Below are 18,089 nucleotides of genomic sequence, written 5' to 3'. Positions count from 1 at the left end.
TCCGATGAGAGCGATCACGCACGACCGGTACGGCTCCCCCGACGTGCTGCGCCTGGCCGAGGTCGAGCTGCCCGAGCCCGGCGACCACGACGTGCTGGTCCGCGTCCGGGCCGCCTCCCTCAACGCCCGCGACTGGCACCTGCTGCGCGGCGACCCGTACGTGATGCGCCCGACGTTCGGCCTGCGCCGGCCCCGGCAGCCGGTCCTCGGCACCGACTTCGCGGGCACGGTCGAGGCGGTCGGGTCGCTCGTCACGCGGCTGAGGCCCGGCGACGAGGTGTTCGGCGAGCACCCCGGGGCGTTCGCCGAGTACGTCCGCGCGCCCGAGGACGTCGTGGCCCGGCGGCCGGCCGGGACGACCTTCGAGGAGTCCGCCGCCGTCCCGCTCGCCGCCAACACGGCCCTGACCGCCCTGCGCGACGTCGCGGACGTGCAGCCCGGGCAGCACGTGCTCGTCAACGGCGCGTCCGGCGGGGTCGGCACGTTCGCGGTGCAGCTCGCACACGCCTCGGGCGCCCGCGTGACGGCCGTGTGCAGCGCCCGCAACGCCGACCTGGCCGCGTCGCTCGGCGCGGAGCACGTCGTCGACTACCGCGCGCACGACTTCGCGCGCGACGGGACCCGCTACGACGTCGTCTACGACCTCGTCGGCAACCGTTCGCTCACGGACCTGCGACGCGCCCTCGCGCCGACCGGTGTGCTGCTGCTGTCCGGCGGTGGCACCTCCGAGGGCGGCAGCATGTTCGGCCCGATGGGCCTGTTCGTCCGGGGGCAGCTCGCGAAGCCGTTCGTCCGGCAGCGGGTCCGGATCCCCGGCTCCGCACCCTCCACGGGCAGGCTCGACACGCTGCGCGAGCTCGTCGAGTCCGGCGCCGTGCGGCCCGTCGTCGACCGGACCTACCCGCTCGCCGGCACGGCCGAGGCGATGCGCTACCTCGAGGACGAGCACGCCCGCGCGAAGGTCGTGCTCACCGTCTGACCCCGCTCGGCGGCCGGCTCAGTACCGGAACTGCGTGACGAGCTCGGTGAGCTCCGCGGAGACGTGGGCGAGCTCGTCGGCGGCACCGCGCGAGTCCGCGACGGACTCCGAGGTGGCGCGGGCGACGTCGACGACACCCTCGATGCTCTCCGCGATCCGGGCGGAGCCCGCCGCGGCGTCGGCGACCCCACGGTCCATCTCGGCGGTCGTCGCCGTCTGCTCCTCCACGGCGGACGCGATCGTCTGCTGGTGCGCGTTCATCTGCGTGATGACGCCGGCCACGGCGCTGATCGCCCCGACCGCACCCGCGCTGTCCTCCTGGATCGCGGTGATGCGCGCCGTGATGTCGTCGGTCGCGCGAGCCGTCTGGCCCGCGAGCTCACGCACCTCGGACGCGACGACCGCGAACCCCTTGCCGGCCTCGCCCGCGCGCGCCGCCTCGATCGTGGCGTTGAGCGCGAGCAGGCTCGTCTGCGCGGCGATCGAGGAGATCACGTGCACGACGTCACCGATCGCCTTGCTCGACTCGCCGAGCCGCTCGATGGTCGTGCTCGCGCTGGTGACCGTCGTGACGGCACGGTCCGCGACCGCCGACGCGTCGGTGGCGCTCTGCGCGATCGCGCGGATCGACGAGCCCATCTGCTCGGTGCCGGCCGCGACGGCCTGCACGGTGTCGGACACCTGCCGCGACGCGGCCGCGACCGACTCGGCCTGCTCGGACGACCGGGACGCGCCGTCGGCCACCTGCTCGGACAGCGCCGCGACCCGCTCGCTGGTGCCGCGCAGCCCGTCGGCGCGGTCGGCGAACGTCGACAGGACGCCGCCGAACGCCGTCAGCGCCTCGTCGAGCGACCGGGACATCCGGCCCACCTCGTCCTGCGACGTCCCGCCGATGCGACCCGTGAGGTCGCCCGCAGCGGCCGACTCGAGCACGTCGACCGCGCGGGCGAGCGGGCGGGTGACGCCGCGGGTGACGCTGAGCGCGATCAGGACGGAGAGGACCACCCCGACCCCGGCCGCACCGAGGCTCATGGCACGGAAGCCGCCCGCGATCGCCCGCGCCTGGCTGGTCTGGGCCGCGTTCATGTGGTCCTCGAGCCGGATGAGGTCGTCGAGGGCCGTGAGCCACTCGTCGAGCACGGGCTTCGCCGCCTCGGCGATGACGCGGGTCATCTGCGGGTCCTGGTCCTGACGCATCTGCACGACCCGGGCGATCACCGGCAGTGTGCGCGACTCGACGTCGTCGATGGTCGCGAGGGCCGCGCGCTCGGTCTCGGAGCCCGTCGAGCGACCGGCGACGAGGTCCGCCATCTTCGCGCGCGCCTCCGCGTAGGCGTCCGCCTCCTCGTCGAGGTGGGCGACCTCCTTGTCCAGCAGGTGCTGGTCGCGCGGCAGGATCAGGACCACGTCGCGGATCGAGACGGCCTGGGCGTTCACCGAGCTGCGCATGTCGATGGCGTAGCTCTGCTTCACGCCGTTGACGTCGTTGATCGTGCTCAGGCGGTCCTCGACCTGCGCCACCCGCAACGTGCCCAGCAGCGCGATCGCGAGCATGCACACGATCGACGCACCGAAGCCGAGTGCCATGCGGCGGCCGATCGACGGCGCCAGGAACCGGCCGACGGCCGGCACGACGCGGCCCAGACCTCGACCGAGCCCGTGCCCGAGCCCGCGCCCGAGCCCCAGGCCGAGACGGGACAAGCGGCCGAGACCGTCGCGGATCAGCGACACGAGTTCCTCCTTGGGCACGTGGGCGCGGTGGCATCCGCCCCGCTCATCGGCCGTTCCGAGGCAGCCGTGAGAAGTTTCGATACCTCGTCTGTGCCGGCCACCCGTCCGGGCGGACGGGTGGCCGTCCCGGCTGGCGGACACCGTGCGAGACTGCCGCCGTGAGCCGAGGTCGCGAGGTCCAGTCACGGATCTACCGCGCGGGCGTGCTCGGCCACCGGCCGGACGTCCCGGTCGAGCCTGAGGCGCTCGAGGCGGCCGCGCACCGCCGGATGAGCCGGACCGCGTGGGCGTACGTCGCCGGGAGCGCCGGCCGGCAGCGCACCGCCCAGGCCAACGTCGACGCGTTCGACCGGCACCGGCTCGTGCCGCGGGTGCTGGTCGACGTCGAGGAGCGGGACACCTCCGTCGAGCTGTTCGGCCGCCGGATCCCCGCACCCCTGCTGTTCGCGCCCGTCGGCGTCCTGGAGACGGTCCACCGGGAGGCCGACGTGGCCGCGGCCCGGGCGGCCCGCACCCTCGGGCTGCCGTTCGTCGTCTCGTCGCAGGGGTCGGTCCCGATGGAGCGGACCGCCGCCGAGCTCGGCGGGTCGCCGCACTGGTTCCAGCTCTACTGGAGCAAGGACGACGACGTCGTCGACTCGTTCGTCGAGCGGGCCGTCGCGACCGGCGCGGAGGCCGTCGTCGTCACGCTCGACACCCACGTGCTGGGCTGGCGCACCCGGGACCTGGACCTCGGCTACCTGCCGTTCGCGCGCGGCCTGGGCATCGCCCAGTACACGAGCGACCCGGCGTTCCGGCGGCTCGTCGAGCGCCGCGCGGCCACCCCGCGGTCCGGCGGGCCCGCGCCGCGCCCGACGCCGGCGGCGGTCCGCGCGCTCGTCTCGATCGCCCGCCACCACCCGGGGCGGCTGCGCGACAACCTGCGCTCGCCGCTGCCGCGTGCCGCGGTCGAGACGTTCCTCGACGTGTTCTCGCGGTCGACGCTGACCTGGGACGACCTCGCGCGGCTGCGGTCGCGGACGTCGCTGCCGATCGTGCTCAAGGGTGTGCAGGACCCCCGGGACGCCGCCCTCGCGCTCGACCACGGCGTCGACGGCCTCGTGGTGTCGAACCACGGCGGTCGCCAGGTCGACGGCGCGGTCGCGTCGCTCGACGCGCTGCCGGGGGTCGTCGAGCGGGTCGACGGGCGGGTCCCCGTGCTGGTCGACAGCGGTGTGCGCGGCGGGGCGGACGTCGTGAAGGCGCTCGCGCTGGGCGCACGCGCGGTGCTCGTCGGGCGGCCGTGGGTGTACGGGCTCGCGCTCGCCGGGGCCGACGGCGCCCGCGCCGTCATGGAGCACGTGTGGGCCGAGCTCGACCTCACGATGGCCCTGTGCGGGGTGCGCTCGATCGACGAGATCGGTCCGGGGCTGCTCGCCTGAGCGGCCCGGCCGTCGACGTCAGGCGTCGGCGCCCGCCAGCCAGGCCCCGACCTGGGCCAACGCCTCGGGGGCTCCCTCGTCCACCTGGGTGGCGAGGTCGGCGACGGTGACCGACCGCAGCGACCGCTCCCACGCGAGCTCCGCCGAGCGCATGGTGCGGGCGATCACGCACGGCGCGGCGCAGGCCTCGGGCGGCGCGGCGCACGGCCCTCGCTGCCGGATCTCGGTGCAGACGAACGCGGGTGTCGACCCCTCGACGGCCGCGACCACGTCGAGGACGGTGATCTGCGCGGCGGGCCGGGTGAGCGTGTACCCGCCGGCAGACCCCTGGGTGGAGCGGACGAGCCCGGCGCGGGACAGCGCCTGGAGGTGCTTGGCCAGGTAGGTGGGCGAGACGTCGTGCAGCTCGGCGAGCCGGGCCGCGGGGACGGGTCCGGGCGCGGTGGTGAGCACGACGACGCAGTGCAGCGCCCACTCGACCCCGCCGGACATCCTCACGCCCGGCACCCTACCCCTTGACTCGGACACGGATTGTCCGAATAGCATCTCGGACATCCGGTGTCCGCATTGACGGGCACCCCGACACGAAGGTGGACGGCATGAAGCTCGTGGTCATCGGCGGATCAGGACTCATCGGCGCGCGGCTCACGGCCGAGCTGCGCGCCCGGGGGCACGACGCCGTCCCGGCCTCCCGGCGCACCGGCGTCGACGTCGTCACGGGCACCGGCCTGGCCGGCGCGCTCGCGGGTGCCGACGTGGTCGTCGACGCCACGGACACCCCGTCGTTCGAGCCGCAGGCGGCCTACGACTTCTTCACGACGGCGACGACCACGCTGCTCGCCGCCGAGCGGGCGGCGGGCGTCGGCCACCACGTCACGCTCTCGATCGTCGGGATCGACCGGTCGCCGCAGGAGGGCTACCGCCGGGCCAAGGTCGCGCAGGAGGAGCTCGTCGTCGCGTCGGGCGTCCGGTACACGATCCTGCGCGCCACCCAGTTCTTCGAGTTCCTGCGCGCCATCGCCGACGGCTCCACGACGGGCGACGAGGTCCGGGTCACGTCGGCGGCCCTGCAGCCCGTCGCCGCCGACGAGGTCGTCGCGCTGCTCGCGGACCTCGCGGTCGCACCGCCCCGGGACGGCGTCGTCGAGCTCGCCGGGCCGCAGGCGCTGGGCCTCGACGTGCTCGTCGGGCACGTGCTCGCCGCCGCCGGTGACCGCCGCACGGTCGTCGCCGACCCCGCGGCGGGCTACTTCGGGGCCCTGATCGACGACACGTCCCTGACCGCCGGACCGGGCACCCGCCTCGGGGTGACGACGCTCGCGCAGTGGCTGGGCGCGGCGGCCTGACCCGCCCCGTAGCGTGGCCGCAGCGGCACCCGACGCGAGGAGGAACCATGGCGGACCAGCGCACCTACCCGGACGGCGTGACGTCCTGGGTCGACATCGAGCAGCAGGACGTGGAGCGCGCCAAGGCGTTCTACGGCCCGGTGCTCGGGTGGACGTTCCACGACGCGACACCGCCGGGCCTGCCGTCGAGGTACGTCATCGCGCAGGTCGACGGCCGCGACGCCGCCGGCATCGGCGGCCCCGCGGACCCGACCGGCCCCGCGCCGGGCGACCCGGGCTGGCACACGTACGTCGCGGTCGACGACATCGCGGCGGCCCTCGACCGTGTCGCCGCCGCGGGCGCGACCGTGACGGCCGGCCCCACCGTGGCGGGCGAGGGCGGCACGTGGGCCGAGCTCGCCGACCCGCAGGGCGCCACCTTGCGGCTCTGGCAGGCGAAGCGGCGGCTCGGCGCGCAGGTCGTGAACTCACCCGGCGCCTGGAACTTCAGCGACCTGCACACCAGCGACGTGGGTGCCGCCCGCGACCTCTACGAGCGGGCGTTCGGCTGGGAGACGGCCGACCTGGGATGGGCGACCATGATCCGCGTCCCGGGCTACGGCGACCACCTGGCCGCGACGGTCGACCCCGGCATCCACGAACGCCAGTCGGGCGTGCACGCCCCGCCGGGGTTCGCGGACGCGATCGGCTGGGTCGCGCCGCTGCGCGCAGGCGAGTCACCGCACTGGCACGTGTCGTTCTCGGTCGCCGACCGGGACCGGGCCGCCGACCTCGCGACCGAGCACGGCGGGCAGGTCCTGGCCCGGGACGAGTCCGTGTGGGCCCGGACGGCGACCGTCCGCGACCCGCAGGGCGCCGTGTTCACCGCGAGCCAGTTCACGCCGCCGAGCTGAGCGGGGTTGAGCCGAGACGCGCCGAGCCGAGCCGAGCTGAGTCGAGCCGCGCCGAGTCGAGCTGAGCCGCGTCAGGCAGGCTCAGCGGTCGCCAGGGCCGGTCGGGGCGGCGTCCGGCTGCCCGTGCGCGACCATCCGGCGCCACGCCGCCCCGGCCGCGACCAGCGCCAGCCCGCCCGTCGCGGCCTGCGCCACCGCGAGGACGGGCTCGCCCCACGCCCACGACAGCATCCCGTTGAGCGCGAAGACCGCCGCGACGGTGAGCCAGAAGGTCGGCGACGCGCTCACGTCGTGCACGCCCCCGCGGAGGTCCAGTCGGAGAACAGGTCGCCGCACGTCGCGCCCAGGTCCTCGAGCTCCGACCCCGCGGGTTCCGCGAGGTAGAGCAGGTCGCACGCCGCGTCGAAGGTCACCTGGCAGTCGCTGACGAGGATCCCCTCCAGCACGCCGCAGGCGTCGAGGTCACCGAGGCCGCAGTCGTCGGCCGCGATCCGGCCGTCGAGGTCGGCGGCGGCGTACCAGACGGCGAACGGGTCGGTCCCCGTCGGCCCCTCGTCCACGGGTGCGGTGCCGTCGTGCAGGACCGCGAGCCCGTCGACGACGTCGGTGCCCGCGGGGTCGGTGAGCGGATCGGTCGCGGGCACGGCGGGCGGCTCGTCGGTCGCCGGGTCCACCGGTGCGAGCGGCGCCGGGACGACGACGCCGTCCGGGTCGCTCACCACGGTCGTGGTGGGCGAGGGCGACACGTCACGGTGCTGGCTGACGTACACGCCGTACACGCCGCCGACCGCCGTGATCAAGGCGGCGACCGCCGTCAGCACACCGGGGGCCGTCATGAAGAAGCCGCCCCGGGACGGACCCTGCTCTCCTGGCATGGGGACCACCGCCTCGCGTCACGCCGAGCGCCCCCGGACGGCGGACGCTCACGAGGTCGGAGGCGGGCAGGACCGTCGTGATACGCCGGGGCGAACCGTCGGGACGAGCGCCGGGACGAACGCCGGGGCAGCCCGTCGTGGACGGACGTCGCAGCCGACCGGCGCGTCTCCCACGACGTCGGCGATGATGGGGCGATGACCGACGGCACGGCGCTGCAGGGCCGCTTGCTCGTCGCGACGCCGCGCCTGCAGGAGGACGCGTTCTACCGGACGGTCATCCTGCTCCTGGACCACGGCGAGCACGGTGCGGTCGGCGTCGTGCTGAACCGGCCCTCGGCCGTCGACGTCGGCGAGGTCCTCCCGGCGTGGCACGCCCACGTGAGCTCGCCGCCCCAGCTCTTCCAGGGCGGCCCGGTCGGCCTCGACGGGGCGATGGGCGTCGCCACGCTCCTGCCGGGCGTCGCGCCGTCGACCGGGGTGGACCGCATGACCGGCCCGTTCGGCCTCGTCGACCTCGACGCGGACCCGGACCAGGTCGTCGCGCACGTCGACGGCGTGCGCGTGTTCGCGGGCTACGCCGGGTGGGGTGAGGGCCAGCTCGAGGACGAGCTCGCCGACCGCGCGTGGTTCGTGGTGGACGCCCTGCCCGACGACGTGCTGACGCCCACGCCGTCGCAGCTGTGGCGGCGGGTGCTGCGTCGTCAGGGCGGCGACCTGGCCATCGTCTCGACGTACGCGGACGACGCCAGCCTCAACTGAGCCACGCCGGACCGACCTCCCCGACCGGCGCTCCCCCGGGACGGACCGTGCCCCGGAACGGCAGCAGCACCGGCCGCGCGGGCCGGTGCTGCTGCGTCGGACGGTCGGGCTCGCCGGTGCGCGAGCTCGTCAGTGCGCGAGCGCGGGTGCGTCCTGCGCGGGCGACGGGTCGCCGACGACGAGCGCCGCGTCGGCGGCGCGCTGCGCCCGGTCCGCCCGGGTCCGGAAGAGCGTCGCCGTGAGCACCGCGCCGAGCAGGAAGATCCCGGCGGACCAGCCGTAGGCCACCGCGAAGGAGTGCAGCGCCCCGTCGGCCGCGACCTGCGAGGTCACGGGCGCGTGGTCGGCGAGGTACGCGGACGCCGCGGTGGCGGCGAGCGTGTTCAGGACGGCCGTGCCGATGGCCCCGCCGACCTGCTGGCTGGTGGACACCATCGCGGACGCGGCGCCGGCCTGCCGGGGTGCGACGCCGAGGGTCGCGATCTGGAACGACGCGGGCATGATCGAGCCCATCGCGATGCCCATGAGCACGAGGCCGACGAGCACGCGCCCGTACCCGCTGTCGAGCTCGAGCGTGCGGAACCAGAGCATCGCGAGCGCCGCGGTGACCATGCCGGTGGGCACGAGCAGCTTCGGCCCGAACCGGGGCACGAGGATGTTCGACTGGACCTGCGCGGTGATGACGATGAACACGACCATCGGCAGGAACGCCGTCCCGGTCTGCATGGGCGTGTACCCGAGCGTCAGCTGCAGGTAGTACGTGAGGAACAGGAACACGCCGAACATGCCCGAGCCGGCGACGAGGATCGCGAGGAAGCCGGCGCCGCGGTCCCGGTCGAGGACGATGTCGAGCGGCAGCAGCGGGTACCGCGCGGTGCGCTGCCGGGCGACGAACGCGACGAGCAGGACGACGCTGGCGGCGAGCGAGCCCCACACGACCGGTGCGTCCCAGCCCTGCGGCTCGGCCTGCGAGAAGCCGAACACGAGCGCGAACAGGCCGGTCGACGCGAGCAGCATCCCGGGCACGTCGAGCCGGGTCTGGTGCCGCTCGTCGGTGCGGGACAGCAGGACGGACCCGGCGACGAACGCGATCACGGCGATGAGCACGTTGACGTAGAGGTTCCACCGCCAGTTGAGGTGCTCGGTGAGGTAGCCGCCGAGGAGCAGGCCGATGGCGCCGCCCATCCCGGCGATGGCCCCGAACACGCCGAACGCGCGGGCGCGCTCCTTCGGGACGGTGAACGTGGTGGTGAGCACGGACAGCGCGGCGGGCGCGAGCACGGCGGCGAACACGCCCTGCAGCGCACGGGCGCCGACGAGCAGCTCGAAGCTCTGGGCGGCGCCGCCGAGCGCGGACGCGGCGGCGAAGCCGACGAGCCCGACGAGGAACATGCGCCGGCGGCCGAACATGTCGGCGAGCCGTCCGCCGAGCAGCAGCAGGCTGCCGAAGGCGAGCGCGTAGGCGGTGACGACCCACTGGCGGTCGTTGTCGCTGAAGCCGAGGTCCGCCTGGGCGGACGGCAGGGCGATGTTCACGATGGTCGCGTCGAGCACGACCATGAGCTGGGCGAGCGCGACGGTGGCGAGGACGAGCCAGCGGTTCCGGCTCGCGGGCCCCGCGGGTGGCGCGGACGCTGCGGGTGGCGCGGACGTGGTGGAGGACATGGGGACGCTCCTGGAGATGTCGGGTGCGGTGGTGCGACACTATTACAGAACCGGCGAGTTCCGGAACCCCCGAGTTCCGGAACGTGCGAGTTCCATATGGGGCAGGGCGCGGTACCGTGGCACTCGGGTCACGGCGGACGAGAGGCAGGGACGAGCGGTGGACGACGCCAGCGCGACCGCACTCGCCGACGTGCCCGCCCGCCGCCCGGGACGCCGTCGGGACGACACGAAGGACGACGCGATCCTCGAGGCCGCGCGCGAGCTGCTCGCGGAGCGCGGGTTCGACGGCATGACGATGGACGCCGTTGCGGAGCGCGCCGGCGCCGGCAAGGCGACGCTCTACCGCCGCTGGCCGTCCAAGGTCCTGCTCACCGTCGACGCGATCGTCTGCGGCCCCGGCGCACGGATGACGATCGACGACGTGCCCGACACCGGCACCCTGCGCGGCGACCTGCTCGCCGTGCGCTTCGGGCGCCGCCGGGACGACGACAACGCGCTGATGTCCGGCCTGATGCCCGTCATCAAGGGCGACCCGCAGCTCGCCACGGTCTTCCACGAGCAGTTCGTCCGCACCCGCGTGGTCCTCATGCGCGCCCTCCTCGAGCGCGCACGGCTGCGCGGCGAGCTGCGCGCGGACGTCGACCTCGACATGGTGGCGACCGTCCCGCCGGCGATGATCAGCTACCGCAAGGTCATCGAGGGCGGGTACGTGGACGAGGAGTTCGTCGTCCGGATGATCGACTCGGTGATCCTGCCGCTGGTCGTCGACACGAGCGCCGACACGAGCACCCCCACCACCGCCGACGCCGGCGCCGCCTCCACCGCGTAGCCGCTCAGGGGGCGCGCGTCGCCAGGTCGCCCGAGACCAGGACGCTCCAGTCCCCACGGATCGCGACGGCCGTCTCCGGGCACGTCGCCCCGTCGAACGCGGCCGCGACGCTCCCGTCGCCGCGGGTCACGACGATCCCGGTGCCGATGCACCCGGACTCGCCCAGGGTGGCGTCGGAGCTCGGTTCCACGACGAGCACCTTGTCGGTGCCCTCGATGCTCACGGTGACGCGCTCGCCCGTGTAGTTCGAGAACTCCGCACCCGGCCCGCCCCCGCCGCAGCCGGCCGTCACCATCACGACCGCACCGACCACCGCACCGACGACCACGAAACGCGCGCGCACCTTCGACCTGCCTCACTGCCGGGACCGGGTGCCAGCCCCTGCACCGGCCGGACCGGAGCGGTCGACGGCGCCGACCGGCCGCGGGCGGGGGCCCGGAGGGTCAGGTCGAGGTGCTGGCAGGCGGATCCTCCCAACCGGGCGAACCGGCTGTCACCGGTACCGGTCGGTACGTCCTCCGCGAAACGATTCGGCAGGCCCGGCAGCGCGTCAGGTCCCCGGCGAGCTCGTCGTGAGGTCGTCGGTGACGTACACGTTCCAGTCGGCACGGACCATCAGGTGGGTCGCCGGGCAGGTCTTCCCGTCGAACGACGCGAGCACGGTCCCGTCGACGCGGGTCACCACGATCCCGGTCCCGACGCACGCCCCCTCGGAGAGCTCTGCGTTCGAGGCCGGCGGCAGCACGAGCACGTGGTCCGTGCCCTGGATGCTCACGGTGACCTGCTCGTCCGTGTAGTTCTCGAACCCCGCGTGCGACCCGCCGCCCCCGACCAGGCCGCAGCCGGCGACGGACAGCACACCGACCGCACCGGCGACGGCACCCCGTCCTCGCACCCGACCCTCCTCGCTCGTGATCCACGCGGATCGTCCCAGTCGCGCGATCCCGCCCGTGAGCCGCCGTGCGGGGGACATCGGCGCGCAGACGGGTGGATCCCGGACCCCGCGGTCCTCCCTCGGGGTGACGCAGGCCAGGGACCTTGGTCCCAGCCGGTCCGGGACCGCGGCGGGATGCTCGCGCCGTGGCGGTCACCGCAGCGACGACGACGACGAGACGGCGCACCCGCCGTGGGCCCGGGTGGGTCCCGCACCAGCACGGCGCGTGGGCGATGCTCGTCGTGCCCGTCGCGGTGGGCGCGGTGCTCGCAGGCCCGACGTGGCGGCACGCGCTCCTGCTCGTCACGTGGCTCGTGGCGTACCTCGCGTTCCATGCCGCCGGGCTCTGGCTCAAGGCCTCCCGACGCCGCCGGTGGTGGCCGCCGGTCCGCGCGTACGTGCCGGCCACCGCCCTCCTCGGGGTCGGGCTCGTGCTCACCAGCCCGTCGCTGCTCGCCTGGGCCCCGGTGTTCCTCGCACTGCTCACGGTGAGCCTGGTCTGCTCCGCCCGGCGCGCCGACAGGTCATGGCTCAACGACGTCGTGACCGTCGTGGCGGCGTCGCTGATGACGCCGGTCGCGGCCGGCCTCGGCCCGTCGTGGACACCGCCGACCACGCGCGCGTGGCTCGCGGGCGGGCTGCTCGCCGCCTACTTCCTGGGCACCGTCCCGTACGTGAAGTCGCTGATCCGCGACCGGGGCAGCCGGCCGGTCCTGGCCGTGTCGTCGGGCTACCACCTCGCGCTCGTCGCCGGTGCCGGTGCGGCCGCCGTGACGGGCGGGTCGGTCGTGCTCGTGGTCGTGGCGATCGCGCTGCTCGCCCGTGCGCTGCTGGTGCCGCGGCTGCGACCGTGGCCGAGCGCGAAGGCGATCGGGATCGGCGAGCTCGTCGCCACGGTCGCCGTGACGGTCGCGACCCTCGCCGTCGTCTGACCCGGGCCCTCCGCCGCCGGCACCGGTGTGACGCAGGTCACTTCGTATTAATGGTCAGTCTGACCAGAAACTGCTGCGCCGATCCTCGCGGGCGTGCATTATGGTCAACATGACCACAACGACGGCGCTGCTCACGGACCACTACGAGCTCACGATGCTCCGCGCGGCGCTCGCCGACGGCACGGCCCACCACCAGGCCGTCTTCGAGGCGTTCGCCCGCCGGCTGCCCGACGGACGCCGCTACGGCGTCGTCGCCGGACTCGGCCGCGTCGTCGAGGCGATCCGCGACCTCCGGTTCGACGCCGAGCAGGTGGCCTGGCTGCTCGACACCGGCGTCGTCGACCGGCGCACCGCCGACTTCCTCGCCGGGTACCGGTTCACCGGGAGCATCGACGCCTACCGCGAGGGCGAGATCTACTTCCCCCACAGCCCCGTGCTCACCGTCTCGGGCACGTTCGCCGAGTGCGTCGTCCTGGAGACCCTGATCCTGTCGATCCTCAACCACGACACCGCGATCGCCTCGGCCGCCGCCCGCATGGTCAGCGCCGCCCGCGGCCGGACCCTGCTGGAGATGGGCAGCCGCCGCACCCACGAGCAGGCCGCCGTCGCCGCCGCGCGGGCCGCCTACCTCGTCGGCTTCGACGCGACGAGCAACCTGCAGGCCGGGTTCCGGTACGGCGTGCCGACCCGCGGCACCGCCGCGCACGCGTTCACCCTCGGCCACACCGACGAGCCGGCGGCGTTCGCCTCGCAGGTGGCCGCCCTCGGCACCGGCACCACCCTCCTCGTCGACACGTACGACACCGCGCAGGGCATCCGCCACGCCGTCGCCGCGGCCGGACCCGAGCTCGGAGCCGTCCGCATCGACTCGGGCGACCTGGCCGACGAGGCGAGGCGGGCGCGCGCCCTGCTCGACGAGCTCGGTGCGACCACGACGAGGATCGCCGTCACCTCCGACCTCGACGAGCACAGCATCGCGGAGCTGGCCGACGCGCCGGTCGACACCTACGGCGCGGGCACCCGGCTCGTCGGCGGTTCCGGCCACCCGACCGCCGGCATGGTCTACAAGCTCGTCGCCGTCGCCGACGAGGCCGGCCCGCTCGCCCCGCTGCGCCCCGTCGCGAAGAAGGCCGCGAGCAAGGGCAGCGTCGGCGGCCGCAAGGTCGCGTACCGCGCGCTGGACCACGACGGGTACGCGACGCAGGAGGTCGTCGTCGTGCGCCACCTGCCCGGCGCCCCGGAAGCCGGCCTCGGACGCGCGCTGCAGGTGGCCGTGGTCCGCGGCGGGCACGTCGTGCACGAGCCGACCCTCGACGAGATCCGCGCCCACCACCGCGGCGCGAAGGCCGAGCTCACCGCCCTCGACCTGTCGCTCGCCCCCGGCGCCCCACGCCTCGTCGCCGACCCCACCCCCCTCAGCCACCTGATCGGAGCCACCGCATGAACCTCACGGGAACCCCACCGCTGGTCCTCGTCGACATGGACGGCGTCCAGGCCGACCTGACGGCCGCCTTCTGGGCCGAGTTCGAGCGCCGCTACCCGCACGGACCCACCCGGGCCGACGCGGACACGTCCCGGTTCTGGCTCGACACCCAGCTCGACGCCGAGTGGACCGAGGCCGTCCACGCCGTCACCACGACACCGGGCTTCTTCGCCACGCTCGACCCGCTCGACGGCGCGGTGGAGGCGATGAACGCGATGCTCGACGAGGGCTGGGACGTGCGCATCTGCACCGCCCCGCTCCTGACGAACCCCACCTGCGCGTCCGACAAGATCGCCTGGGCCGACCGCGTGCTCGGCGACGGCTGGGGGCGCCGGGTCGTCATCGCGAAGGACAAGACGCTCGTGCGCGGCGACATCCTCATCGACGACAAGCCGGTCGTCGACGGCGACTGGACGCCGACCTGGCGGCACGTCGTGTTCGACGCCCCGTACAACCAGGGCGCACCCTCGCCGTTCCGGCTCACCGGGTGGGCCGGCTGGCGCGAGACCCTGACACCGCTCCTCGGGAGGGCAGCAGCATGAAGAGCGCACTGATCGTCGTCGACGTGCAGAACGACTTCTGCGAGGGCGGCGCGCTGGCCGTGGCCGGCGGAGCGGACGTCGCCGCCCGGATCAGCGACTACCTCCGTCGGCGCGGCGACCAGTACGACACGATCGTCGCGACCCGCGACTGGCACGCCCCGCTACCCGACACCAACGCCGGCCACTTCGCCGCCGACGGCACCAGCCCCGACTACGTGACCACCTGGCCGGTGCACTGCGTCGCCGGCACGGCCGGTGCCGAGTACCACCCCGACCTCGTGCTGCCCGAGCGGACCGTGCACGTCGTCAAGGGCGAGTCGCGGCAGGACTACTCGGGCTTCCAGGGGCGCGTCGTCGACGCGCCGCCGGGGCAGGCGACGCTGGGCCGGCTGCTCGTGGCCCGCAACGTCGCGCACGTCGACGTCGTCGGCCTGGCGACCGACTTCTGCGTCGCCGCGACCGCGACGGACGCCCGTCGCAAGGGCGCCACCCTGGTGTCCGTCCTGACGGACCTGACCGCCGCGGTGTCCGCCCCGACCGCCGTGCGGGCGCTGACGCAGCTCGCCCAGCACAGGATCCACCTCGAGGAGTCACGATGACGACCGGCCCGCAGGCGCCCGAGGGCTACGACCCGCACGCGTACCCGCCGTTCGCGGTGACCGTCGACCTGGCGGTGTTCACCGTCCGCGACGGCGCGCTCAAGGCGCTGCTCATCGAACGCGTCGACGACCCGTACGCCGGGGCGTGGGCTCTGCCGGGCGGGTTCGTCGACATCGACGAGGACATCCCCGACGCCGCGTGGCGCGAGCTGCACGAGGAGACCGGCCTGGAGCAGTTCGCCGGGCACCTCGAGCAGCTCGGCACGTACGGCACGCCCGGGCGCGACCCCCGCATGCGCGTCGTGTCCGTCGCGCACGTCGCGTTCGCGCCGAACCTGCCCGACCCCACGCCCGGCTCCGACGCGCGCAACGCCCGCTGGTGCGACGTCGACGACCTGGACCTGCCCGGGCTGCGCGGCAGCCACGCCGACGCCGAGATCACCCTCGCGTTCGACCACGCGCGGATCCTCGCGGACGCCGTCGACCGGGTCGCCTCGAAGTTCGAGTACACCCCGCTGGCGACCTCGTTCGTCGCGGACCACTTCACGCTCGGCGAGCTCCAGCACGTGTACGAGGCCGTGTGGGGCACCCGGCTGGACCGCTCGAACTTCCGCCGCTGGGTCAAGGACACCACCGGGTTCGTGCGCCCCACGTCGGGGACCGCACGACGCCGCACCGCCGGTGCGGGCCGCCCCGCGGCGCTGTACACGGCCGACGAGGACGGGCCGGGCACCCTCACCCCGCCGCTGATGCGTCCCGACGACGCCCGCGCCCTGCGCCACGACCCCCGCGCCCCGCGCCACGAACCCGGCGCGCTGCGCCCCGACGAGGAGAACCGATGACCCGCCTGCGCATCCTGCTCGCCCAGCTCCCGGTGCGGGTCGGTGACCTCGACGGCAACGCGGCGGCCGTCCGGGAGGCGATGGGCCGTGCGGAGCGGGCCACCGTCGACGTCCTCGTGACCCCCGAGATGACCGTCACCGGCTACCCCTGCGAGGACCTGCTGGCCGAGCCGGCGTTCGTGGCCGCCGCCGAGTCCGCCACGCTCACGCTCGCCGACCACGCCGCGCGGACCGTCTCCCTCGTGGGCACGCCGTGGACCGCCGCCGCCCTGCCCGCCGCGGGCGGCGCCCGCGCGCAGGCGTGGACGACGGACGCCACCCCCCGACCGCTGCGCAACGCGGCCGTGCTCCTGCACGACGGGCGCGTCGCCGCCGCGCACGCCAAGCACCTGCTGCCCACGTACAGCGTGTTCGACGACGCCCGCCACTTCGGCGCCGGCGTCCGGGACCAGGCCCTCTACCGCCTGGAGACCCCGGACGGCCCGGTCGTGCTCGGCGTCCTCGTCTGCGAGGACGCGTGGGACACCGACCTGGTGACCGAGGTCGCCGCCGCCGGCGCGCAGGTCGTCGTCGTGCTCAACGCCTCGCCGTACACCGTCGGCAAGCCCGCGCTCCGCCTGGCGCAGCTGCGTGCCGCCGCGGCCGCCGCAGGGGTGCCCCTCGGCTACGTGAACGCCGTCGGCGGCCAGGACGACCTCGTGTACGACGGCGGTTCGCTCGTCGTGGACGCCGACGGGACGGTGCTCGCGCGCGCCGCCGCGTTCGTGGCGGACGAGCTCGTCGTCGACGTCCCCGTCGCGCCCGCCCGACCGGTGACGCGCGACCTCGTCGACCTCGGCCCGACGCACCCGTGGCGCACCACGGTCGCCGCGCCGGCCGTCGCCGAGCCGATGGACGCAGACGCCGAGGTGTACCGCGCGCTGGTCACCGGGTTCGGCGACTACTGCCGTCGCGTCGGGATGCCGAAGGTCGTGCTCGGCCTGTCGGGCGGCATCGACTCGGCGCTGGCCGCCGTGGTCGCCGTCGACGCCCTCGGCCCGGACGCCGTGTGGGGCGTCGGGATGCCCGGCCCGTACAGCTCGGACGGCTCGGTGACGGACGCCGCCGAGCTCGCGGCCCACCTGGGGATCCGGTTCGACGTCGTCCCCATCGGGGCGCCGTACGTCGAACGGGAGGCGACCCTCGGGGCGCTGCTCGCCGACGCCGTCGGCGGCACCGGCCACCCCGTCGCCTGGGAGAACCTGCAGGCGCGCCTGCGCGGCACGACGCTCATGACCCTCGCGAACGCCACCGGCGCCCTGGTGTGCACGACGGGCAACCGCTCCGAGTCGGCGGTCGGCTACTTCACGCTCTACGGGGACTCGTGCGGCACCACCCCGAACCCGCTCGGCGACCTGCTCAAGACGACCGTCACGCTGCGCGACGGCACCGTCCTGCCGGGCGTCTACGGGCTGGCCCGGTGGCGCAACGCGCAGGCGACGGCGGCGGGCCAGGTCCCGCCCATCCCGGTGTCGACCCTGACGAAGCCGGCCTCGGCGGAGCTCGCACCCGGCCAGCAGGACAGCGACTCGCTGCCCCCGTACGAGGTCCTCGACGCGCTGCTCGTGACGTTCCTCGAGGAGCACGCGACCGCCGACGAGCTCGCCGCCGGGCTCGTCGAGCAGGGCTGGGACCCCACGGTGGCGGCCGCGACCGTGAACCGGGTGCTCGGCCTGGTGGACCGCAGCGAGTTCAAGCGCCGCCAGGTGCCGATGCGCGTGAAGGTGTCCCGGCTCGCGTTCGGCCGCGACCGCCGGATGCCGGTCGCGAGCCACTGGTCGCACGCGACGGCGTCCGCACCCGCACCACTCGCCGCCCTCGCGGGCTCGTCCGCGCACGCCCCGTCGTCCGGCACGGTGGCCCGATGAGCCACGACGACCTCACCCGGCCGGGGACCGACCCCCTCCCGGGGGCACCGGCACCGTTCACCACGCCCCGCCCCGCCTCGTGGGTGACCGTCCGGGTGCGCGGCGCGGTCCTGGTGCTCGGGCTGCTCGCCGTCACCGAGCTCGTCGTCGCGGTGACGTCGGGCGGCCCGCGGTCCGTGGCGTCCGCCGCCGCGTTCGCGGTCGCGGGCGTGTGCGCGTGGCCGAGCAGCGACGCACCCGCCGTCCCGGGCGGCCGCGGACGACGCGTCGGCTTCGGTGTCGTCCGCGCCGTCGCGGCGGTGGTGCTGTGCTTCGGGGGCGTCCTGCTCGCGATCCCCGCCTGACCGGCTCC

20 protein-coding genes are annotated in these 18,089 nt (G+C 75.0%); 13 read left to right on the top strand and 7 right to left on the bottom strand.

Annotated features, from left to right (window positions below; genetic code table 11):
• Positions 1–4 precede the first annotated feature (4 nt).
• Positions 5–979 (top strand): NAD(P)-dependent alcohol dehydrogenase, encoded by a 975-nt coding sequence (locus Cch01nite_RS12005; RefSeq protein WP_203754224.1) that lies wholly within the window; start codon positions 5–7, stop codon positions 977–979.
• An 18-nt stretch (positions 980–997) separates the two neighbouring features.
• Here the strand turns inward: Cch01nite_RS12005 and Cch01nite_RS12000 are convergent, their stop codons facing one another.
• The gene (locus Cch01nite_RS12000) at positions 998–2,710 is read right to left on the bottom strand and encodes a methyl-accepting chemotaxis protein (protein WP_203754221.1); all 1,713 of its coding nucleotides are present in this window, start codon (positions 2,708–2,710) and stop codon (positions 998–1,000) included.
• A 158-nt stretch (positions 2,711–2,868) separates the two neighbouring features.
• On the opposite strand from Cch01nite_RS12000, the gene Cch01nite_RS11995 reads away from it, so the two are divergent.
• Entirely contained in the window at positions 2,869–4,131 is a 1,263-nt protein-coding gene (locus Cch01nite_RS11995; RefSeq protein ID WP_203754206.1) for an alpha-hydroxy-acid oxidizing protein, read from the top strand.
• Positions 4,132–4,149: 18 nt separating this feature from the next.
• Here the strand turns inward: Cch01nite_RS11995 and Cch01nite_RS11990 are convergent, their stop codons facing one another.
• Entirely contained in the window at positions 4,150–4,623 is a 474-nt protein-coding gene (locus Cch01nite_RS11990) for an RrF2 family transcriptional regulator (protein WP_239070402.1), read from the bottom strand.
• A gap of 107 nt (positions 4,624–4,730) precedes the next feature.
• Here Cch01nite_RS11990 and Cch01nite_RS11985 point away from each other — a divergent pair, with 107 nt between their 5' ends.
• Positions 4,731–5,477 (top strand): SDR family oxidoreductase, encoded by a 747-nt coding sequence (locus Cch01nite_RS11985; RefSeq protein WP_203754200.1) that lies wholly within the window; start codon positions 4,731–4,733, stop codon positions 5,475–5,477.
• A gap of 47 nt (positions 5,478–5,524) precedes the next feature.
• Positions 5,525–6,370, top strand: a complete 846-nt coding sequence (locus tag Cch01nite_RS11980) for a VOC family protein (protein WP_203754197.1) — start codon at positions 5,525–5,527, stop codon at positions 6,368–6,370.
• 81 nt (positions 6,371–6,451) lie between these two features.
• Here the strand turns inward: Cch01nite_RS11980 and Cch01nite_RS11975 are convergent, their stop codons facing one another.
• Both Cch01nite_RS11975 and Cch01nite_RS11970 read right to left on the bottom strand, forming a co-directional pair.
• On the bottom strand, positions 6,452–6,658 hold the full coding sequence (locus Cch01nite_RS11975; RefSeq protein WP_203754178.1) for a hypothetical protein: 207 nt from the start codon (positions 6,656–6,658) through the stop codon (positions 6,452–6,454).
• Positions 6,655–7,245: a hypothetical protein gene (locus Cch01nite_RS11970; RefSeq protein WP_203754175.1), complete on the bottom strand. Its 591-nt coding sequence runs from the start codon at positions 7,243–7,245 to the stop codon at positions 6,655–6,657. Before Cch01nite_RS11970 ends, Cch01nite_RS11975 begins: the two co-directional genes overlap by 4 nt.
• 195 nt (positions 7,246–7,440) lie before the next feature.
• On the opposite strand from Cch01nite_RS11970, the gene Cch01nite_RS11965 reads away from it, so the two are divergent.
• Positions 7,441–8,004, top strand: coding sequence for a YqgE/AlgH family protein (locus Cch01nite_RS11965; protein ID WP_203754172.1), 564 nt, complete (start codon positions 7,441–7,443; stop codon positions 8,002–8,004).
• Positions 8,005–8,133: 129 nt separating this feature from the next.
• Here the strand turns inward: Cch01nite_RS11965 and Cch01nite_RS11960 are convergent, their stop codons facing one another.
• Positions 8,134–9,669, bottom strand: coding sequence for an MFS transporter (locus Cch01nite_RS11960; RefSeq protein WP_203754169.1), 1,536 nt, complete (start codon positions 9,667–9,669; stop codon positions 8,134–8,136).
• Positions 9,670–9,826: 157 nt separating this feature from the next.
• Between Cch01nite_RS11960 and Cch01nite_RS11955 the strand changes: the two genes are divergently transcribed.
• A complete protein-coding gene (locus tag Cch01nite_RS11955) occupies positions 9,827–10,498 on the top strand; it encodes a TetR/AcrR family transcriptional regulator (RefSeq protein WP_203754167.1) in 672 nt (223 codons plus the stop codon).
• A gap of 4 nt (positions 10,499–10,502) precedes the next feature.
• Here Cch01nite_RS11955 and Cch01nite_RS11950 read toward each other — a convergent pair whose 3' ends face one another.
• On the bottom strand, positions 10,503–10,841 hold the full coding sequence (locus Cch01nite_RS11950) for a hypothetical protein (RefSeq protein ID WP_203754165.1): 339 nt from the start codon (positions 10,839–10,841) through the stop codon (positions 10,503–10,505).
• A gap of 207 nt (positions 10,842–11,048) precedes the next feature.
• Positions 11,049–11,393: a hypothetical protein gene (locus tag Cch01nite_RS11945; RefSeq protein ID WP_203754161.1), complete on the bottom strand. Its 345-nt coding sequence runs from the start codon at positions 11,391–11,393 to the stop codon at positions 11,049–11,051.
• Between the two features lie 185 nt (positions 11,394–11,578).
• Between Cch01nite_RS11945 and Cch01nite_RS11940 the strand changes: the two genes are divergently transcribed.
• From Cch01nite_RS11940 to Cch01nite_RS11910, 7 genes are all read left to right on the top strand, one after another.
• Entirely contained in the window at positions 11,579–12,364 is a 786-nt protein-coding gene (locus Cch01nite_RS11940) for a YwiC-like family protein (protein ID WP_239070376.1), read from the top strand.
• A gap of 109 nt (positions 12,365–12,473) precedes the next feature.
• Complete coding sequence (locus tag Cch01nite_RS11935; RefSeq protein WP_373309927.1) at positions 12,474–13,808, top strand: nicotinate phosphoribosyltransferase; 1,335 nt, start codon at positions 12,474–12,476, stop codon at positions 13,806–13,808.
• Positions 13,805–14,389 carry a 5' nucleotidase, NT5C type gene (locus tag Cch01nite_RS11930; protein ID WP_203754140.1) on the top strand — a complete coding sequence of 195 codons (585 nt, stop codon included), beginning with the start codon at positions 13,805–13,807 and terminating at the stop codon, positions 14,387–14,389. Before Cch01nite_RS11935 ends, Cch01nite_RS11930 begins: the two co-directional genes overlap by 4 nt.
• Positions 14,386–14,988: an isochorismatase family protein gene (locus Cch01nite_RS11925; RefSeq protein ID WP_203754137.1), complete on the top strand. Its 603-nt coding sequence runs from the start codon at positions 14,386–14,388 to the stop codon at positions 14,986–14,988. Before Cch01nite_RS11930 ends, Cch01nite_RS11925 begins: the two co-directional genes overlap by 4 nt.
• The gene (locus Cch01nite_RS11920; protein WP_203754134.1) at positions 14,985–15,830 is read left to right on the top strand and encodes an NUDIX hydrolase; all 846 of its coding nucleotides are present in this window, start codon (positions 14,985–14,987) and stop codon (positions 15,828–15,830) included. The genes Cch01nite_RS11925 and Cch01nite_RS11920 overlap by 4 nt, the downstream gene beginning before the upstream one ends.
• Complete coding sequence (locus tag Cch01nite_RS11915; RefSeq protein WP_203754131.1) at positions 15,827–17,737, top strand: NAD+ synthase; 1,911 nt, start codon at positions 15,827–15,829, stop codon at positions 17,735–17,737. The genes Cch01nite_RS11920 and Cch01nite_RS11915 overlap by 4 nt, the downstream gene beginning before the upstream one ends.
• On the top strand, positions 17,734–18,081 hold the full coding sequence (locus Cch01nite_RS11910) for a hypothetical protein (protein WP_203754128.1): 348 nt from the start codon (positions 17,734–17,736) through the stop codon (positions 18,079–18,081). The genes Cch01nite_RS11915 and Cch01nite_RS11910 overlap by 4 nt, the downstream gene beginning before the upstream one ends.
• Positions 18,082–18,089: the final 8 nt, after the last annotated feature.

The organism is Cellulomonas chitinilytica, assembly GCF_016862675.1.
GTDB lineage: Bacteria > Actinomycetota > Actinomycetes > Actinomycetales > Cellulomonadaceae > Cellulomonas > Cellulomonas chitinilytica.
The sequence above is the reverse complement of the archived record's forward strand: the minus strand, read 5'-3'. Positions and strand labels throughout refer to the sequence as shown.